The 17,306-nt window shown below is 71.8% G+C and carries 17 protein-coding genes; 12 read left to right on the forward strand and 5 right to left on the reverse strand.

Translation table 11 applies throughout. The features are described 5' to 3' along the window. Positions 1 to 9 precede the first annotated feature (9 nt). The 3 genes from HCK04_RS09800 (at position 10) to HCK04_RS09810 (ending at position 1,750) form a co-directional block, all read left to right on the forward strand. Positions 10 to 315, forward strand: coding sequence for a hypothetical protein (locus tag HCK04_RS09800; protein ID WP_142646862.1), 306 nt, complete (start codon positions 10 to 12; stop codon positions 313 to 315). Positions 316 to 603: 288 nt separating this feature from the next. Then, positions 604 to 1,389: a hypothetical protein gene (locus HCK04_RS09805; protein WP_142646863.1), complete on the forward strand. Its 786-nt coding sequence runs from the start codon at positions 604 to 606 to the stop codon at positions 1,387 to 1,389. A 151-nt stretch (positions 1,390 to 1,540) separates the two neighbouring features. After that, positions 1,541 to 1,750, forward strand: coding sequence for a hypothetical protein (locus HCK04_RS09810; RefSeq protein ID WP_142646864.1), 210 nt, complete (start codon positions 1,541 to 1,543; stop codon positions 1,748 to 1,750). Positions 1,751 to 1,796: 46 nt separating this feature from the next. Here the strand turns inward: HCK04_RS09810 and HCK04_RS09815 are convergent, their stop codons facing one another. Continuing rightward, the gene (locus tag HCK04_RS09815) at positions 1,797 to 2,213 is read right to left on the reverse strand and encodes a hypothetical protein (RefSeq protein ID WP_142646865.1); all 417 of its coding nucleotides are present in this window, start codon (positions 2,211 to 2,213) and stop codon (positions 1,797 to 1,799) included. Between the two features lie 111 nt (positions 2,214 to 2,324). On the opposite strand from HCK04_RS09815, the gene HCK04_RS09820 reads away from it, so the two are divergent. Further along, positions 2,325 to 3,548: a hypothetical protein gene (locus tag HCK04_RS09820; protein WP_142646866.1), complete on the forward strand. Its 1,224-nt coding sequence runs from the start codon at positions 2,325 to 2,327 to the stop codon at positions 3,546 to 3,548. 172 nt (positions 3,549 to 3,720) lie between these two features. After that, positions 3,721 to 3,888: a hypothetical protein gene (locus tag HCK04_RS09825; RefSeq protein WP_185948948.1), complete on the forward strand. Its 168-nt coding sequence runs from the start codon at positions 3,721 to 3,723 to the stop codon at positions 3,886 to 3,888. Positions 3,889 to 4,048: 160 nt separating this feature from the next. Here the strand turns inward: HCK04_RS09825 and HCK04_RS09830 are convergent, their stop codons facing one another. Both HCK04_RS09830 and HCK04_RS09835 read right to left on the reverse strand, forming a co-directional pair. Beyond that, complete coding sequence (locus HCK04_RS09830) at positions 4,049 to 5,140, reverse strand: winged helix DNA-binding domain-containing protein (protein ID WP_142646867.1); 1,092 nt, start codon at positions 5,138 to 5,140, stop codon at positions 4,049 to 4,051. A 64-nt stretch (positions 5,141 to 5,204) separates the two neighbouring features. Then, entirely contained in the window at positions 5,205 to 6,047 is an 843-nt protein-coding gene (locus HCK04_RS09835) for an NAD(P)H-binding protein (RefSeq protein ID WP_142646868.1), read from the reverse strand. Positions 6,048 to 6,230: 183 nt separating this feature from the next. On the opposite strand from HCK04_RS09835, the gene HCK04_RS09840 reads away from it, so the two are divergent. After that, positions 6,231 to 7,187 carry a WYL domain-containing protein gene (locus tag HCK04_RS09840; RefSeq protein WP_142646869.1) on the forward strand — a complete coding sequence of 319 codons (957 nt, stop codon included), beginning with the start codon at positions 6,231 to 6,233 and terminating at the stop codon, positions 7,185 to 7,187. A gap of 167 nt (positions 7,188 to 7,354) precedes the next feature. Then, positions 7,355 to 9,355, forward strand: coding sequence for an erythromycin esterase family protein (locus HCK04_RS09845; protein WP_142646870.1), 2,001 nt, complete (start codon positions 7,355 to 7,357; stop codon positions 9,353 to 9,355). 77 nt (positions 9,356 to 9,432) lie between these two features. Here the strand turns inward: HCK04_RS09845 and katG are convergent, their stop codons facing one another. Together katG and HCK04_RS09855 are read right to left on the reverse strand one after the other, a co-directional pair. Then, a complete protein-coding gene (katG, locus tag HCK04_RS09850; protein ID WP_142646871.1) occupies positions 9,433 to 11,664 on the reverse strand; it encodes a catalase/peroxidase HPI in 2,232 nt (743 codons plus the stop codon). A gap of 32 nt (positions 11,665 to 11,696) precedes the next feature. Next, positions 11,697 to 12,134 (reverse strand): Fur family transcriptional regulator, encoded by a 438-nt coding sequence (locus tag HCK04_RS09855; RefSeq protein WP_142646872.1) that lies wholly within the window; start codon positions 12,132 to 12,134, stop codon positions 11,697 to 11,699. 259 nt (positions 12,135 to 12,393) lie between these two features. Here HCK04_RS09855 and HCK04_RS09860 point away from each other — a divergent pair, with 259 nt between their 5' ends. The 5 genes from HCK04_RS09860 (at position 12,394) to HCK04_RS09880 (ending at position 17,254) form a co-directional block, all read left to right on the forward strand. Beyond that, the gene (locus HCK04_RS09860) at positions 12,394 to 12,696 is read left to right on the forward strand and encodes a hypothetical protein (RefSeq protein ID WP_142646873.1); all 303 of its coding nucleotides are present in this window, start codon (positions 12,394 to 12,396) and stop codon (positions 12,694 to 12,696) included. Positions 12,697 to 12,735: 39 nt separating this feature from the next. Next, entirely contained in the window at positions 12,736 to 14,103 is a 1,368-nt protein-coding gene (locus HCK04_RS09865; RefSeq protein WP_260617180.1) for a cytochrome ubiquinol oxidase subunit I, read from the forward strand. Then, positions 14,103 to 15,116: a cytochrome d ubiquinol oxidase subunit II gene (locus HCK04_RS09870; protein ID WP_142646874.1), complete on the forward strand. Its 1,014-nt coding sequence runs from the start codon at positions 14,103 to 14,105 to the stop codon at positions 15,114 to 15,116. The genes HCK04_RS09865 and HCK04_RS09870 overlap by 1 nt, the downstream gene beginning before the upstream one ends. A 115-nt stretch (positions 15,117 to 15,231) precedes the next feature. Next, complete coding sequence (locus HCK04_RS09875) at positions 15,232 to 16,623, forward strand: MFS transporter (protein ID WP_142646875.1); 1,392 nt, start codon at positions 15,232 to 15,234, stop codon at positions 16,621 to 16,623. Positions 16,624 to 16,888: 265 nt separating this feature from the next. After that, positions 16,889 to 17,254, forward strand: a complete 366-nt coding sequence (locus HCK04_RS09880; RefSeq protein ID WP_142646876.1) for an MmcQ/YjbR family DNA-binding protein — start codon at positions 16,889 to 16,891, stop codon at positions 17,252 to 17,254. Positions 17,255 to 17,306: the final 52 nt, after the last annotated feature.

Genomic DNA, 17,306 nt, shown 5'->3' on the forward strand with positions numbered 1-17,306 from the left:
CTAGTTCGCATGGAACCTTCGAGTGACCTTCTCGCCGCGATCGATGAAAGCACCCGGCGCTACCGCGAGACCGAGAAAGCCCACGAGGCATCACGACAGGCCGTCATCGCCTGCGTCATCGCCGCGCTGAAGGGCGGGGAGCGGCCCACCGACGTGGTCCGGCACTCGCCCTTCACCGACGCCTATGTGCGCCGTATCGCCCGCCGTAAGGGTGTCGCACCCGCCCCTAGGGGAGGCGGCCCGCGCTCTGATGAAGTCGTCCGCGAGTTCGATGGGTTCGTGTACGGCAGTTCGCCGTTGACCGAACTGCCGTAGCAAATTGCCATCCGCTTGCTACCGGCTCCCTAGCAAGTTGCTACGGCTTTGCTGTGCATCGCACCGCCGATCGGTGGTGCGAGCCGGATGCGATCGGACAGCCGATCGGAGGACTGAGTTGCCCCCAGAAAAGGACAAAGCCCGCCCCGGCCAGGGGGCGGGCTTCCAGGTCCAAGACCGCAGCACATCAACGATACGACACGGAGGACTCCGTGAGGAATCAGTGAGCCCTCCAGGAGTCCTCACGAACGCCTCCGGAGGATGTCCTGAACCTCTCCGGAGGCTTGCATGATCCCGAGGGAAGAGCCTCCCGCCAAGGCGCTATACGCCGTGCGCACATCCTTCGAGTGGCTCAACACCTGGCGGTACGTCCTGGTGCAGCCTTCGGTGAAGCATGTGGGATTCGCGGCGGCCACTTTCAGCAACAGGCGCGGGCACCGCGTGTTCCCCGGCGTGAAGCGCCTGATGGTCATCACCGGTAACTCCAAGCCCAGCGTGATCAACGCTCTGGCAACCCTCCGCTGGCTGGGGTTCCTGTTCCGGGTCGAGAGCTCGTACGGCTCCGAGGGCAGGAAGGCGGACAAGTACCAGCTCAGCGTTCCGAGGTCCCTCGCGCACCTGCCGATGGCCGACTCGAAGTCGGGGGAGCCGCCATCCATCGATGATCTCGGAGAGGTGGCCCGGCATGTGGCGGTGAGACTCGGCGTCGTGAACCGTCTCCGCCTCCCGGTGGGTCAAATGACACAACCAGTTGGTCAACTCATTGAACCCACAGAGGTTAAGTCATTTGACCAATGGTGGTTGTCTCACTTAACCCCAACAACACAGAGAACCAACACAGGTTTTAACCACACAGATCACCAACATTCCGATCGACACGATCGGCGCGATTCTGGCGAATCGCGGCGCAAGTACGACTTCACCAACGAGGACGATTGCTTCGACTACGTCTACGACGCCTTCGGTGACGATCTCGACCCCTTCGAAGCGTCCATGGCGGACGGCATGCTTGCGCAGGACTATCACCCGAAGGCCATCGTCAACACGATCCGGCGGAGGCGAGAGGACGCCTGACCGAGGGACCGGAAGCACACTTCCGGGCGGAACCCTGCTTCCGGCCCTTCGGGCGGAACTGTGCTTCCGGGCGGAAGTCCACTTCCGGTCCCTCGGAGTCCGGGCGGATTCCACCCGGACTCCGCCCGGATCTTCTGCCAAGCTGGTCGGCATGGCCTACATCGAGGACCGCGTCTCCACCGTCGAGACGGACATCCGCGAGATCCGCGAGGACATCGGCGTCATCAAGGCCGGGCAGACCAACCTGGAACGGTCGTTCGCGTTGATGCGGGACGACGTGGCGGAGTTGAAGGCCGGGCAGATCGAGATCCGGAACTTGCTCGCCCGGATCGTGGCGAAGCTCGACGGCGTCGCCCAGTAGCGGAACACCCAGAGGGCCGCCTCGCCGTAGCGGGGCGGCCCTACTGCTATCCGCCAGCCGGGAGCGTGCACAACGTCCCGGACGGGCTGGACCCCGACTCCTCCCGCACCACCTGCCCGTCAACCTTGATGCGGCAGATCATCTCCGCGGCGGCGCCGTCGTTGAACACCGTGAACGTCACCTTGGGCACCTCGCCGTCGATCGACAGGGTCTCGGTGAACGGCAACGCTGTGCGGTCTTTCCGCTGGTGCCGGAACGGCGAGGTCGGGGTGGACGCCACGCTGTAGATCACGGTCCCCAGGGAGGAAGCCCCATCGCGGCTTTCGGCCTCGAACGTGATGGTGTGGTCGGCGGCCGGCTGGGTGACGGTGAGACGGGTCCGCTCGGTGGCAGGGTCTGCCTGCTCGCTGGTGCAGGCGGCGGCGGTGAGCGCAAGCAGGGCGGCGGCGAGGGGGCGGCGCATCAGGTCTCCGGGTGCTCGGGGGTGTTCGGTAGACGGATCATGTCCCCGCAGGGGTTTACGCTGGTAGACCCGTGTGACCTGATCGTTAACGACTGGTGTGTCTAACGGACGATGACCAGCCAGATCGTGGGAACGCCCGCCTACATGGCGCCCGAGCAGCTCGCGGCGGGCGAGCTCGGCTTCGCCCTCGACGTGTTCGCCTGGGCGTCCACGATCGCGTTCGCCGCCATGGGCCGTCCGCCGTTCGGCGCCGACGCCATCCCCGCCATCATCAACCGGATCCTCAACCAGGAGCCCGACCTGGAGGGGATCGAGTCGCCGCTGCGCGACCTGCTCACGGCCTGTCTCGCCAAGGACCCGGCACGGCGGCCGACGGCGCGGGAGATCGTCGACCGCCTCGTCCGCCCACGCCACGACGCCCCGGCCGTGCCGGTGGCGCCCGGGGTTCCGGGGGCACCCGCCGCGCCGGCCGGATCGGGCACGCCGGTCTCGCCCGCCGGGGGCGGTGCGCCGTACGCGCCGGGTACGCCGGGCGCGCCAGGTGTCCCGCCCGCGCCCGGCGCGCACGCCGGGCCGGGCACGCCGATGCCGCCTGCCACGGGCGACGCGCAGTCCGGGCCGATCACGGGACCTGCCACGGGACCTGCCACGGGACCTGCCACGGTGCCGGGAAGCAACAGTCGTGGGCGGGTGCGGGCCGTCGTCGCCGCCGTGGCCGTGGCGGTGGCGGCCACGGTGGCCGCCACCGTCGCGCTGCTGCCGTCCCTGCATCTGCCGTTCACCGGGACTGGCGTCTCCGCGACGGAGCGAGCGGCGGCGGTCGGCACGCCCCCGCCCGCGTCGGCGGACACCGGCGGCGGCCCGTCCCCGTCCGCGCTCGCGGTTCCGTCGCCCGTCGCCGTCTCGCGATCCGCGTCGCCCGCCGCCTCACACCCGCCGCGGGTGAGCCGGTCCACGGCCAGGCCGGCCACCACCCGGCCGGTCCCGACGCGTACGGTCACCGCACGGCCGACAGTACGCCGGTCGAAGACGACCGCGCCGGTCCCCGCGGAGTCCCCGGTGGAGAAGAAGCAGGCGAAGCCCTCGCCCACGCCCGCCCAGCGGGTAGTGGAGCTGGGACCCGGCCGGTTCACCGACTACTGCGTGAGCCTCGGCTGGGAGTGGGTCGAGTATCGGGAGACGCCCACGCCCGGCGCGTACTGCGTCAAGCGCAAGGGCGACACCATGTATCTCTCCCAGAGCCAGCGCGACGCGGGCTGCCGCTGGCGCTACCACGACCCGAAGGCGTTCCACCGGTTCAAGGGCAAGTCGAACTACTGCTACACCTACCGCTGAGAGGGGGCGGCGGGCGCCTGGCAGGTCGTGCTCTCCCAGGACCTGGCCGGCGTGGGCCCGGCCCACGTCAACGCCACCACGAGGCCGCCTGCACACCGCCTGGACCCCGGTCTTCGGCGCCACCCCCGGACACCCGGGGGAGCCAGGCCCCGCCGCGGAGGCCAAGCCGTTCGTGCTCGGCGCGCCCGCCGAGGTGCGCGCCGTGCTGCCGGACGGCTGGACCAGCGGGCGGCTGCACATCGCCCTGGTCGGCGACGGGGGCGTGATCGCCCGCACCGCCCTCGACGTGGACACCCATACCGCCCACGTCATCGGCGACGACCCGCGGGCCCGCGCCTGAGGCGGCACGAGGCGGGCCGCCGGCCTCGTCTCACCGGTCCGCGCCGGGTGCTCCGTTCGCGGCGCCCAGCGGGATGCGCGGGGAGACGGTGCCGCGCAGGCCGTGTCCGGGCTGCGGACCAGTCGCAGCACGACCTCCTCGCAGCCCGCGCTGCGGGCCATCAGGTGGTCGGACGTAGATCGTGTGCGGCTCCGGGCGCGGCGAACTCCAGAAGCCGGGCGCCTTCCGCCTCGACCTCGGCGCGTTCGGCGGCGGACAGCGGCAGGAAAGAGTCGATTTCCAGAGTCGCCGACGTCCTGTCCGCGTCGAGCTTCCACGCACCTCTCACTTGGCCGTCCACGAGGAAGGTCGCGCGCATGCCGTTGCGGGTCGTCACGCGCCGGCGGGCTTCGTCCGAGATCACGCGGGTGCGGTCGGCATGGGAGGCCAGCAGGTTGTCATACTCGGGCAGGAAGCGAACCGGCGCGAGGGCGTCGGCGCCGGGGCGCGGCGCGTCCGGCAGGTCGAACAGCTCCACCCCATGCTCGTCGCGGAAGACCGCCAGCCGTGGCCGCAGCCGCTCCATGACGGCGTGCAGCCGGGTCAGACCCGCCCATGTCTGCACGTCCTTGACCGACGCCGGGCCGAACGCGGCGAGGTAACGCAGCACGATCCGTTCGGGGTCCGGCACCGGTGCGGGCGCGGCTCCCGTCCAGGTCGCCGCCGTGGCGTACCGTGCGGCACCGCCTACGCCCCAGACAGCGCGCGGCGGCACCTGAACCAGGGGCACCAGGTTTCGCACCACTGTGGCGAGCGCGCGGGGCTCGCGGCCGGGCCACCGCTCGCTCAGCGCCTGCCCGAGTTCTCCGGGAGTGAGGGGCCGCTCGCCGAGCAGGACGCGCCCCGCCTCCGCCACGGCCGCGCGGTCCAGACCGGCCAGGGCCTTCTTGAACGCGGTGTCCAGCTCCCGGTCGAGCGCAGGCTGGACCCATGTCCGCAACGAGCGGTAGTCCGCCGCCGTGACCAGATGGACGGTGCTGCGCATCAGCGCGACCCGCACCAGCCGGCGCCCTGTCAGCGCGTCCGCCAGGTCATCGGTGCCGAACCTCTTCAACCTGGTCCAGAGCCCGAAGTAAGGCGCGTACGGAGCCTGGGCCTGCATTCCGGCCAGCCGCGCGATCGCCTCCTCGGCCGTCGCGTCGGCCCGTTCCAGCAGCATCTGGCGGGCCAGCAGCGCTCGTCCCAGTTCGCGTCGCTCCAGCACCGGCGGCATCGTGGCCCCTTTCGGTTCTCGGGGGCAGGGAGGCGGCGGTTCTCCGTCCCCCTGCCCTGGTCGGTCAGCCGCCGAAGTCGGCCTTGTGATCTGTGGTCCACTCGGCGTAGGTGCGCGCGGGGTGCCCGGTGATCTGCTCGATGACTTCGTTGACCGGCGCCGGCTTCCCGACAGCCCGAGCCATGAGACCGAACAGCGCCGCCAGGAAGTCGGCGTCCATGAACTGACTCATCTGCGCTCGCACGGGCTCGGGATCGAGGTCCTCGACGGTCAGCGGGCGTCCCAGCGTTTCGCCCAGGATGCGTACCTGCTGTGCCTGGGTCAGCGACTCGGGGCCGGTCAGGTCGTAGATCCGGCCCGCGTGCCCGCCGCCGGTCAGGATCCGTACGGCCACCTCGGCGACGTCCCGCTCGTGCACGGCGCTGAAGGCGGCCTCGGTGTACGGCGCGCGGATGATATCGCCGCCCTGCAGTTGCATCCCGAACGTCAGCGAGTTGATGGCGGGGAACAGCAGCCGGAGGAACGTCCACTCGATTCCGGAGGTCTCGATGGCCTGCTCGACGTCACGGTGATATCGGGCGATCACATCGGGCTGCCGCTCGGCCCCGTCGTCGACGGCCCCCGACGACAGGAACACCACCCGCCGCACTCCTGCCTCGCGCGCTGCCTCCAGAAGCGGAGCGATGTCCGCTCCATACTGCAGGACCAGGAAGGCGGCCTCGACACCCCGCACGACGGCCGGCAACGTCTCGGGCTTGGTCAGATCACCCCGGACGACCTCGACGCCCTCTGGCAGCCCGGCCTTCTCCGGGGTCCGGGTCAGCGCACGCACCGGAGCCCCAGTGGAGACGAGCTCCTCGACCGCCTGACGTCCGAAGTGAGCCGTGGCACCAACGACCAGATACATGGGGTTTCCCCTTCATTCGATGACAGTCCTGACATAACGACCTGGAATGCTCTGCTTGCCGCAGGGCCTCGCCGTCATGGGGGCGGCGTCCTCCGTGATGCCGCCCCCGCTGTTCGTCATGGCCGTCACGCTAGATTCCAATTAGGTAAGATTCGTTCCTAATTGGCTGGCAGACTTCGGGGAATGTTGGAAACCTCGGCGCGGCTGCTGCGCCTGCTCTCCCTGCTGCAGACACCCCGCGAGTGGACCGGCGCCGAGCTGGCCGAGCGGCTGTCGGTCAGCACCCGGACCGTCCGCAACGACGTGGATCGCCTGCGGAACCTCGGCTATCCGGTGCACGCCGGCCGGGGCGCCGCGGGCGGCTACCGGCTCGGCGCCGGCGCCACCCTGCCGCCGCTGCTGCTCGACGACGAGGAGGCGGTCGCCGTCGCGATCGGGCTTCGGACCGCCGCGGGCACCATCACGGGGGTCGAGGAGACCTCCCTGCGCGCGCTCGCCAAGCTGGAGCAGGTGTTGCCGTCCCGGCTCAGGCGCCGGGTCGGCACCCTCCAGCAGTACGCCGTCGCGGTGCCCAGGGACGAGCCCGGCCCGCGGGTCGACGCGGACACGCTGACCGCCATCGCCACCGCCTGCCGGGACCGTGAGCGGCTGCGGTTCGACTACCGCAGTCACGACGGCTCGGCCGGCCGCCGAGACGTCGAGCCCTACCGGCTGGTCAACTGGGGGCGGCGGTGGTACCTCATCGGCTTCGACGTCGCGCGGGCCGACTGGCGGACGTACCGGGTCGACCGCATGAGCCCACGCACCCCGGCAGGTCCCCGGTTCGCCCCGCGCGAGCTGCCGGAGGACCCCGTCGACCAGGTGCGGCGGGGAGTGTCGTCGGCAGCCTGGCGGTATCGGGCCCAGGTCACCCTGCACGCCCCGGCCGAGCTGGTCGCCGAACGGATCAACGCTGCCATCGGCACTGTCACGCCGGTCGACGACACGCGGTGCCTGCTGGACACCGGTGCCGACAGTGTCGAGGCACTCGCCGTCAACCTCGGCCTGCTGGGCATGGACTTCACCGTGACAGAGCCGCCGGAACTGGTCGAACTCGTACGTGCCCTCGCCGGCCGCTACCACCGCGCCGTCATGTGCTGATCGCCCGCAGGACGCGAACGAGGCCCTCGTACGAGGCCCCCGGCAGGCGGAGTGGCAGGCCCGGCCGTCCGGGCCGTCGGGCAACCGGTCCGGCAGGCGCTGCCGGGAACCGTGTTTGCGCTGCTCATAGTGGGGTATTCGGTTGCGCGACCCGGGAGGCGAGGCTCATGAATGATCGCCTGTTTTCGGATCGCCGGGAGGCGGGCCGGGTGCTCGCGGGACTCCTCGGCCACTACCGCGGGCTGCCCGACGTCGTCGTCCTCGGCCTGGCGCGCGGCGGCGTCCCGGTGGCGTACGAGGTGGCGACCGCCCTGGGCCACCCGCTCGACCTGCTCCTGGTGCGAAAGCTCGGCACGCCCGGCTGCGAGGAGCTGGCCATGGGGGCGATCGCCGTGGGCGGGGTGATCGTGCTCGACGAGGACGTCGTCCGCGGGCTCGGCCTCCGGCCCGACACCATCCGGCAGGTCGCCGAGCGGGAGTCCCGCGAGCTGGCGCGGCGGGAGCGGGCCTACCGGAGCGATACGCCCGCCGCGGAGCTGCGCGGCAAGACCGTCATCCTGGTCGACGACGGGCTCGCGGCCGGGGTGGGCATGCGCGCGGCCGTCCGCGCGGTGCGGCAGCGGGGGCCGGCCGGGATCGTGGTCGCCATGCCCGCCGCGGCCGAGTCCACCTGCGAGGAGCTGGCCGCCCTGGTGGACGACGTCGTCTGCGCGACCACGCCCATGCCTTTCCTCTCCGTGGGGGAGTCGTACTGGAACTTCACCCAGACCGGCGACGACGAGGCCCGCAGGCTGCTGCGCGCGGCGGCCTCGGCGCGGGCCGGGGCCACGCTCGTCCGCACCGACCTCGCGACGCTGCGCTCGGAGCTCGTGCCGGTGCGGGACGGGGTCCCCTCGGACGAGGTGCTGTTCGACATCGTCGGCGACGCGCGGTTCGTGCTGATCGGCGAGGCGTCGCACGGCACCCACGAGTTCTACGCCGCGCGCGCCCAGATGACACGGCGGCTGATCGAGGAGAAGGGCTTCATCGCCGTGGCGGTGGAGGCCGACTGGCCCGACGCGTACCGGGTGAACCGGTATGTCCGGGGGCGCGGTGACGACGCGACCGCCGAGGAGGCGCTGCGCGGCTTCGAGCGCTTCCCGGCGTGGATGTGGCGGAACGCGGACGTGCTGGAGTTCGTCGGCTGGCTGCGCGAGCACAACGACCGGCTCGGCAAGCGGGAGCGGGCCGGGTTCTACGGGCTCGACCTCTACAGCATGCACCGGTCCGCCGACGAGGTCGTCGCCTACCTGGAGAAGGTGGACCCGGCCGCGGCGGCGCGGGCCCGCGAACGCTACTCCTGCTTCGACCACAACGACGGCGACGACGGTCAGGCGTACGGCTTCGCCGCCGCCTTCGGCGCGGGGGAGTCGTGCGAGCGGCAGGTGATCGAGCAGCTCGTGGACCTCCAGCGCAACGCGCTGCGCTACCAGCGGGCGCAGGGGCTGCTCGGCGAGGACGAGTTCTTCCACGCCGAGCGCAATGCCGTGGTGGTGGCAGCGGCGGAGCGGTACTACCGCACGATGTTCGGCGGCCGGGTGTCCTCGTGGAACCTGCGTGACCGGCACATGGCCGACACCCTGTTCGCGCTGGCCGAGCACCTCGGCTGGCAGCGCGGCGAGCCGGCGAAGATCGTGGTGTGGGCGCACAACTCCCACCTCGGCGACGCGCGGGCCACGGAGATGGGCGCGCGCGGCGAGCTCAACCTCGGGCAGCTGGTGCGCGAGCACAGCCTCGCGGACTGCCGGCTGATCGGCTTCACCACCTACACCGGCACGGTCACGGCGGCCGACGACTGGGGTGGCCCGGCCGAGCGGAAGAACGTGCGCCCGGCGCTGCCCGGCTCGGTCGAGGAGCTGTTCCACGAGGTCGGGCACAAGGAGTTCCTGGTCGGCTTCGGGCGTTCGGCCGGCGCGGCGGACCTGCTGCGCAGGGCGCTGCTCGAACGCGCCATCGGCGTCGTCTATCGCCCGCGCACCGAACGGCAGAGCCACTACTTCCAGGCCCGCCTGTCCGACCAGTTCGACGCGGTGATCCACATCGACGAGACCGGCGCGCTGGAGCCCCTGGAGCGTACGGCCGCCTGGGAGCGCGGAGAGCCTCCGGAGACCTACCCGGTGGCGGTCTGAGCCCTGGGCGATCGCCCGGACAAAGCGGAACGTCCGGGCCGGCGCCCGTGTGGGCCGGCCCGGACGTCAGGTCAGGCTCAGACCAGGTCGAACCGGTCGAGGTTCATGACCTTGTCCCACGCCCGGACGAAGTCCGTGACGAACTTCTCCTTGGCGTCGTCGCTCGCGTAGACCTCCGCGACCGCGCGCAGCTCGGAGTTGGCCCCGAAGACGAGGTCGGCCCGGGTGCCGGTCCACTTGACCTCGCCGGTGGCGGTGTCGCGAGCCTCGAACGTGGTCTGGTCCTCCGAGATCGACTTCCACTCCGTGCCCAGGTCGAGCAGGTTGACGAAGAAGTCGTTGGTCAGGACCCCCGGCGTCTCGGTGAAGACGCCGTGCTTGGACTGCTGGTGGTTGGCGCCCAGGACGCGCAGGCCGCCGACGAGGACGGTCATCTCGGGGGCACTGAGGTTCAGCAGGTTGGCCCGGTCGATCAGCAGGTATTCGGCCGGCAGGCGGTTGCCCTTGCCGTAGTAGTTGCGGAACCCGTCGGCGGTCGGCTCGAGCGCGGCGAACGACTCGACGTCCGTCTGCTCCTGCGACGCGTCCACGCGGCCCGGCGTGAAGGGAACCTCGACGTCGAAACCGGCGTCCTTGGCGGCCTTCTCGACGGCGGCGCACCCGGCGAGCACGATCACGTCGGCGAGGGAGACCTGCTTGCCGCCGGTCTGCGCGGCGTTGAACGACTGCTGGACGCCCTCCAGGGCGCGCAGCACGGTCGCGAGCTGGTCGGGGTCGTTGACCTCCCAGCCGATCTGCGGCTGCAGGCGGACGCGCGCGCCGTTGGCGCCGCCGCGCTTGTCGCTGCCGCGGAAGGACGCGGCCGACGCCCACGCGGTGGACACGAGCTGGGAGACCGACAGGCCCGTGGCGAGGATCTGCTCCTTGAGGGCCGCGATGTCGGCGGCGTCGACGAGCTCGTACGTCCGCTCCGGCAGCGGGTCCTGCCACAGCAGCACCTCGCTCGGGACCTCCGGGCCGAGGTAGCGGGTGACCGGGCCCAGGTCGCGGTGGGTCAGCTTGAACCACGCGCGGGCGAAGGCGTCCGCGAACTCGTCGGGGTTCTCGTAGAAGCGCCGCGAGATCTGCTCGTAGATCGGGTCGAACCGGAGCGCGAGGTCGGTCGTCAGCATGCCCGGGGCGTGCCGCTTCGACGGGTCGTGGGCGTCGGGAACCGAGCCCTCACCGGCGCCGTTCTTCGGCTTCCACTGCCACGCGCCGGCCGGGCTCTTGGTCAGCTCCCACTCGTAGCCGAACAGGTTCCAGAAGAAGTTGTTGGACCACCGGGTCGGGGTCGAGGTCCAGGTGACCTCGAGACCGCTGGTGATCGTGTCGCCGCCCTTGCCGGTGCCGTAGCTGTTCTTCCAGCCGAGGCCCTGCTGCTCGATCGGGGCGGCCTCGGGGTCGGGGCCGACGTTGTCGGCCGGGCCCGCGCCATGGGTCTTGCCGAAGGTGTGACCACCGGCGATGAGGGCGACCGTCTCCTCGTCGTTCATCGCCATCCGGCGGAACGTCTCACGGATGTCGCGGGCCGCGGCGATCGGGTCGGGCCTGCCGTTCGGGCCCTCCGGGTTGACGTAGATGAGGCCCATCTGGACCGCGGCGAGCGGGTTCTCCAGCTCACGGTCGCCGCTGTAGCGCTCGTCGCCGAGCCAGGTGGTCTCGGGGCCCCAGTAGACGTCGTCGTCGGGCTCCCAGGCGTCCACGCGGCCGCCGGCGTAGCCGAAGGTCTTGAAGCCCATCGACTCGAGGGCGACGTTGCCGGCGAGGATCAGCAGGTCGGCCCAGGAGATCTTCTTGCCGTACTTCTTCTTGACCGGCCACAGCAGGCGGCGCGCCTTGTCGAGGTTGCCGTTGTCCGGCCAGCTGTTCAGCGGGGCGAAGCGCTGCTGGCCCGAGCCGGCGCCGCCGCGGCCGTCGCTGATGCGGTAGGTGCCCGCGCTGTGCCACGCCATACGGATCATGAGCGGGCCGTAGTGGCCGAAGTCGGCCGGCCACCAGTCCTGCGAGGTCGTCAGCACCTCGGCGATGTCCCGCTTGACCTCCGCGAGGTCGAGGGACTTGAACGCCTCGGCGTAGTCGAAGTCCTCGCCGAGCGGGTTGGCCACGGCCGGGTTCTTGGCAAGGATCTTCAGGTTGAGGCGCTCCGGCCACCACTGGTGGTTGGCGTTGCCCTGCGTCGGGTGCGGGGCGCGCGTGTGCGCGACCGGGCAGCCGCCTTCACCCTCCGCTTTCGGATCGGTGACGATTGCGTCGTGGTTCTCGGTCAAGGGAATCCTCTGGAACTAGTCGATCATGGGGCTCAGGAAGCGCGAGCGCTGGAACAGCCGGGGCACAGGCCCCAGTAGATGACGTCGGCCTCGTCGATGGTGAAGCCGTGGTCGTCGGACGCGTTCAGGCACGGCGCCTCGCCGGTAGCGCAGTCGACGTCGGCGACGACGCCGCACGACCGGCACACGACGTGGTGATGGTTGTCGCCGACGCGACCCTCGTACCGGGCCGGGCTGCCGGCCGGTTCGATGCGACGGACGAGTCCCGCTGCGGTCAGGGCATGAAGGGCCTCGTACACGGCCTGAAGGGAGACGTGGCCCACGCGATCGCGGACCCCGGAGGCGATCGCCTCGACGTCGAGGTGGTCACCGCTGCGGACGGTCTCCAGCAGCGCGACACGAGCGGCCGTCACCCGCAGGCCGGCCCCCCGCAGGTCCTCGGCGGTGGTCGGAGTCCCAGGCGCGATCATGTCACTAACTTATCGCACTAAACACGAAGAGTTCAAGAGAGCGAATCGTCCAAGGATATGTGGCTCTAAGGTGATTTCTGTCTCAGGTCGCACCCAGGGAAGTCCCCGGGCAGGCCGTCGCGGAGACGGCACGTGGCCCAAACGGGAGTAGAGGCTCGCTTCGGCTTGCGCAAAAGCCGGTCGGGGCGCTGCCTCCCGCGGACGTGCGGGGGTACCTACGCAACCAGTCCGCGGGTTCACGGAGAGGGGGAATCCCCCCATGAGCACAATGACCGAGCATCGGCAGCACGCGGCACACGAGCACCGGCACGGCGCCGGGTGCGGCCACGTCGCGGTGCCGCACGGCGACCACGTGGACTACGTCCACGACGGCCACCTGCACCGGGTGCACGAGAACCACGTCGACGAGTGCGAGGCGAGCGGGCACGCCGTGCACGACGCGCACGACCACGAGCACGGGCCGGAATGCGGGCACGTGGCCGTGCCGCACGGCGACCACGTCGACTACATCCACGACGGGCACCGCCACGTCCGCCACGACGGTCACTGGGATGACCACTGACCTCGGCCCCGGCCGGGGCTTCCCGGCGGGGAGCGGGCGGTGCGGCCGGCCCTCGCGGCGACGCTGATCGCCGCTGCGGGCCCGGCGGGCGGGGCCGACCTGGCCGCTGCGCGGACGCAGATGGCGCTGTCCCTCGGGTGGCACATCATCGTCGCGTGCCTGGGAGTGGGCATGCCCGCCTTGCTCCTGTTCACCGAATGGCGGGGGCTGCGCAGGGGCGACGACGACTACCTGCGCCTCGCCCGGCGCTGGGCCAGGACGGTGGCCGTCCTGTTCGCCGTCGGGGCCGTGTCGGGCACGATCCTCAGCTTCGAGATGGGCCTGCTGTGGCCGGGCCTCATGGGCGCGTACGGCCAGGTGATCGGGCTTCCGTTCGCGCTGGAGGGCATCGCGTTCTTCCTTGAGGCGATCTTCATCGGGATCTACCTCTACGCGTGGGACCGGCTCTCGCCCCGAGCCCACCTGCTGGCCGGGGTGCCGGTGATGATCGCCGGTGTGGCCTCGGCGTTCTTCGTCGTCTCGGCCAACGCGTGGATGAACCAGCCGCGCGGCTTCCGCCTGGAGGGCGGCCGGGTCACGGACGTGTCGCCCTGGGCGGCCATGTTCAACCCCGCCACCCCGCCGCAGACGATCCACATGATCGTCGCCGCGTTCATGGTGTCGGGCTTCGCCACCGCGTCCGTCTATGCCGTGGCCCTGCTGCGCGGGCGGTGGGACCGCTACCACCGCCTCGGCTTCCTGGTGCCCTTCACCCTCGCGGGAGCGCTGACGCCCGTCCAGATCGTGGTGGGCGACTACGCGGCGCGGTTCCTCGCCGATTATCAGCCCACCAAGCTCGCCGCCATGGAAGGGCTGACCAGCACCGGGCCCAACGCGCCGCTGAGCCTCGGCGGGATCTTCGTGGACGACCGCATGCGCTACGCGCTGGAGATCCCCAGCGGACTGTCGCTGCTGGTCGGCTACAGCCCGGACACCGTCGTCCAGGGGCTCGACCGCACGCCGCCCGCCGACCGGCCGCCGGTCACGCCGGTCCACCTGTGCTTCGACGCCATGGTCGGCATCGGCGTCCTGCTCCTGCTGCTGTCGGCCTGGCTCGCCTTCAGCTGGTGGCGGCGGCGCGAGATCCCGCGCTCCCGGCTGTTCCTGTGGCCGGCGGCCGCTTCCGGCGTGCTCGCCGTCGTCGCCGTCGAGGCGGGCTGGGTGGTGACCGAGCTCGGCCGTCAGCCCTGGGTCGTGTACGGCAGGCTGCGCACCGCCGACGCGGTCAACCCCGCGCCCAACCTGTGGGCGGGGCTCCTGCTGCTGGTCGTCGTCTACACGGTTCTCACGGTCTCGACCGTGTATGTGCTGCGGCTCATGCTCCGCGCCCGGCCGGTGGCCGCGCCGCAGGAACGGGAGACGCTCTGATGGAGCCGGCACAGGTCCTGCTCGGCGTCATGTGGCTCGGCCTGATCCTGTACGCGCTGCTCGGCGGCGCCGACTTCGGCGGCGGCCTGTGGGACCTGCTGGCCGGGGGCAGCCGGGCCGGCATGCCCCAGCGGCGGCTCATCGAGCACTCGCTCGGCCCGGTCTGGGAGGCCAACCACGTCTGGCTGATCTTCGTGCTCGTGATGCTGTGGACCGGTTTCCCGGCGGTCTTCGCCGCGGTGATGTCCACGCTCTACATCCCCCTTACGCTGGCCGCCTTCGGGATCATCGGCAGGGGAGCCGCGTTCGCGTTCCGCAAGAGCAGCACCGAGCTGTGGCAGCAGCGCCTGTTCGGCGCGGCCTTCGCACTGTCGTCGGTGCTCACGCCGTTCTTCCTCGGCACGGTGGCCGGGGCCGTCGCGTCCGGCCGGGTGCCGCCCGGCCTGGCGAGGGGCGACCTGGTGGGCGCGTGGGTCAACCCGACCTCGATGCTGGGGGGCGTCCTCGCGGTGGCCGTCTGCGCCTATCTCGCCGCGGTCTACCTGTGCGACGACGCCGTGCGGTCCCGCCTGCCCGGCATGGCCGAGGTCTTCCGGCGCAGGGCGCTGGCCGCGGCCGCCGTCACCGGCGTGGTCGCCCTCGGCGGCATCGGGGTGCTGCACGCCGACGCCCCCCGGCTCTCCACCGGCCTCACCCACGGCGTGCTGCCGTTCGTGCTGGCCAGCGCCGTGCTCGGCGTCGCCTCCATCGCGCTGCTGTGGCTGCGGCGCTACCTGCTCGTACGCGGCGCCGCGGCACTGGCCGTGACCGCCGTGCTGTGCGGATGGGCGGTGGCGCAGTATCCGCTCATGCTGCCGCCGGCCGTGTCCTTCCGGCAGGCGGCGGCCGAACCGGCGGTGATCTCGGCGGTTCTCGTCGTCGCAGGAGCGGGCGCGCTGCTGGTGCTGCCGTCGATCGCGTGGCTGCTCGCCGTCCAGCACCGCCTGCCGTTCGAGCACGGCGGCCCCGGGTGAGCGGCCCGGCCCGTACGCCGTCCGGGCGGGGTGGTCCCGGCTGAGCCGCCGGGCCCGCCTGGCGGGACGGAGCCGTCCGACCTGCGGGGATAGGCTGGAAGGCAGGGGTCGGAGCATGCGTGATCTGCTGAGGGAGTCGCGCCGCCCCCACCGCGTGCGCGAGCACCCGTACGCCCCCTGGTTCGCCGTGGGAGCCGTGTGCATCGGCGCGTTCATGGGACAACTGGACGCGAGCATCGTCACCCTGGCCTTCCCGGCGATGCAGCGGGAGTTCGGCGCCTCGCTGGCGGCCGTGCAATGGGTGTCCCTGGGCTACCTGCTGGTGCTGGTCGCGTTGCTGGCCGGGGCGGGACGCCTCGCCGACGTCGCGGGCCGCAAGCTGGTCTATCTCTACGGCTTCGTCGTGTTCACCGCCGCCTCGGCCGCCTGCGGGCTGGCGCCGTCCCTGGCGGTGCTGGTGGCCTGCCGGCTGGTACAGGCGGCGGGCGCGGCGATGCTCCAGGCCAACAGCGTGGCCCTGGTCGTGTCGAGCGTCCCCCGGGAACGGATGCGGACCGGGCTGGGCATGCAGGCGGCGGCCCAGGCGCTCGGCCTGGCCCTCGGGCCGGTCGCCGGCGGTGTGCTGGTCGCCACGGCGGGATGGCGGTGGGTGTTCTGGATCAACGTGCCGGTCGGCTGCGTGGCCGTGATCGCCGGGCGCTACCTGCTGCCGCGCACGCGGCACCGGGGGAGGGGCGGCCGCTTCGACTGGCCGGGGCTGGTCCTGCTGGGGGCCTCCACCAGCGCCCTGCTGCTCGCCGCCTCCGTGGTCTCGGGCCTGGACCTGCCGTCGTGGTCGGTGCCCGTCCTGCTCGCCGTCGCCGCCGGGGCCGCGATCGGCTTCTGGCGATGGGAGGCGCGGGTGCCGTCCGCGCTGATCGACACCGCCCTGCTCCGCAGCCGGGTCGTCACGGCCGGGCTCGCGGGAGCGCTGGGCGGCTACCTGGTGCTGTTCGGTCCGCTGGTGTCGATCCCGCAGGTCCTCGTGGCGGGCAGCGGCGAACTGGTCGCAGGCCTGGTCCTGACCGCGCTGCCCGGTGGTTTCGCGGTGAGCGCCCTCGTGGGCGACCATCTGCTGCCCCGCGCCTGGGGCGACCGGCGCAGGTGCGTCGCCGGTGCCGTGGCGGCGGCCGCCGGCTGTGCGCTGGCGGCGGCGGATCCCGCCGCCGAGGGCTGGGCCGGGGCCTGCCTGGCGCTGACCGGCGCCGGGCTCGGCCTGTTCGTGCCCGCCAACAACGCCGTCGTCATGGCCGCCGTCCCCGAACGGACGGCCGCCACGGCCGGTGGCATGGTCGGCATGGCGCGCGGCATCGGCACGGCGCTCGGCATCGCCGTGGTGACCCTGGCCCTGCATCTCGGTGGGCATCCCCACGAGGCGGGCGCCCGCGCCGCCTCGGCCGTCCTGGCGGCCGTGGCGCTGCTGGCGGCCCTCACCGCCGCGGGCCGGGTGCGCGACCCGGTGTCGTGAGCGGGTGTCGTGACCGCGTGCCGTGAGCGGGTGTCGTGACCGCGTGCCGTGAGCGGGTGTCGTGACCGCGTGCCGTGAGCGGGGTGGTGCGGCCCGGGGCGTGACGGGGCGATGCGGTCGGGTGGCGCGGCCGGGTGGCGCGGTCGGGTGGTGCGGTCGGGTGGTGCGGTCGGGTGGTGCGGTCGGGTGGTGCGGTCGGGTGGTGCGGCCTGAGGCCCGCCCCTACCCTGGTCGGTCATGACGACCGTGCGAGGGGGCGAGCCGCGTGAGCGATGAGGATGTGGCGTCCCGGCTCAGGGAGATCTGCCTGGCCCTGCCGGAGGCCGTGGAGAAGCCGTTCGGGGGTCACACCGCTCCCACCTATCGGGTCGGCGACAAGATGTTCGCGATGACCAGTGAGGACGGGCGGTCGCTGACGTTCAAGGGCGGGCCGGGGGTGCAGGACGCCCTCGTGGGCTCGGACCCGGAGCGCTTCTTCGTCCCGCCGTACGTCGGGCGCAACGGCTGGGTGGGCGTGCGCCTCGACGTCGAGCAGGACTGGGACGAGATCGCCGGGCTGATCGAGGACAGCTATCGGCTGATCGCGCCGAAACGCCTGGTCCGGCTTCTCGACGAGCGGCCGATCGTGTAATCCGGGGGCCTGATCTGGCCGCTCGGCCCGGCCGCCTGGTCCGGCGGCTCAG

This window comes from Microbispora sp. CL1-1 (assembly GCF_012034195.1).
Taxonomy (GTDB): Bacteria; Actinomycetota; Actinomycetes; order Streptosporangiales; family Streptosporangiaceae; genus Microbispora.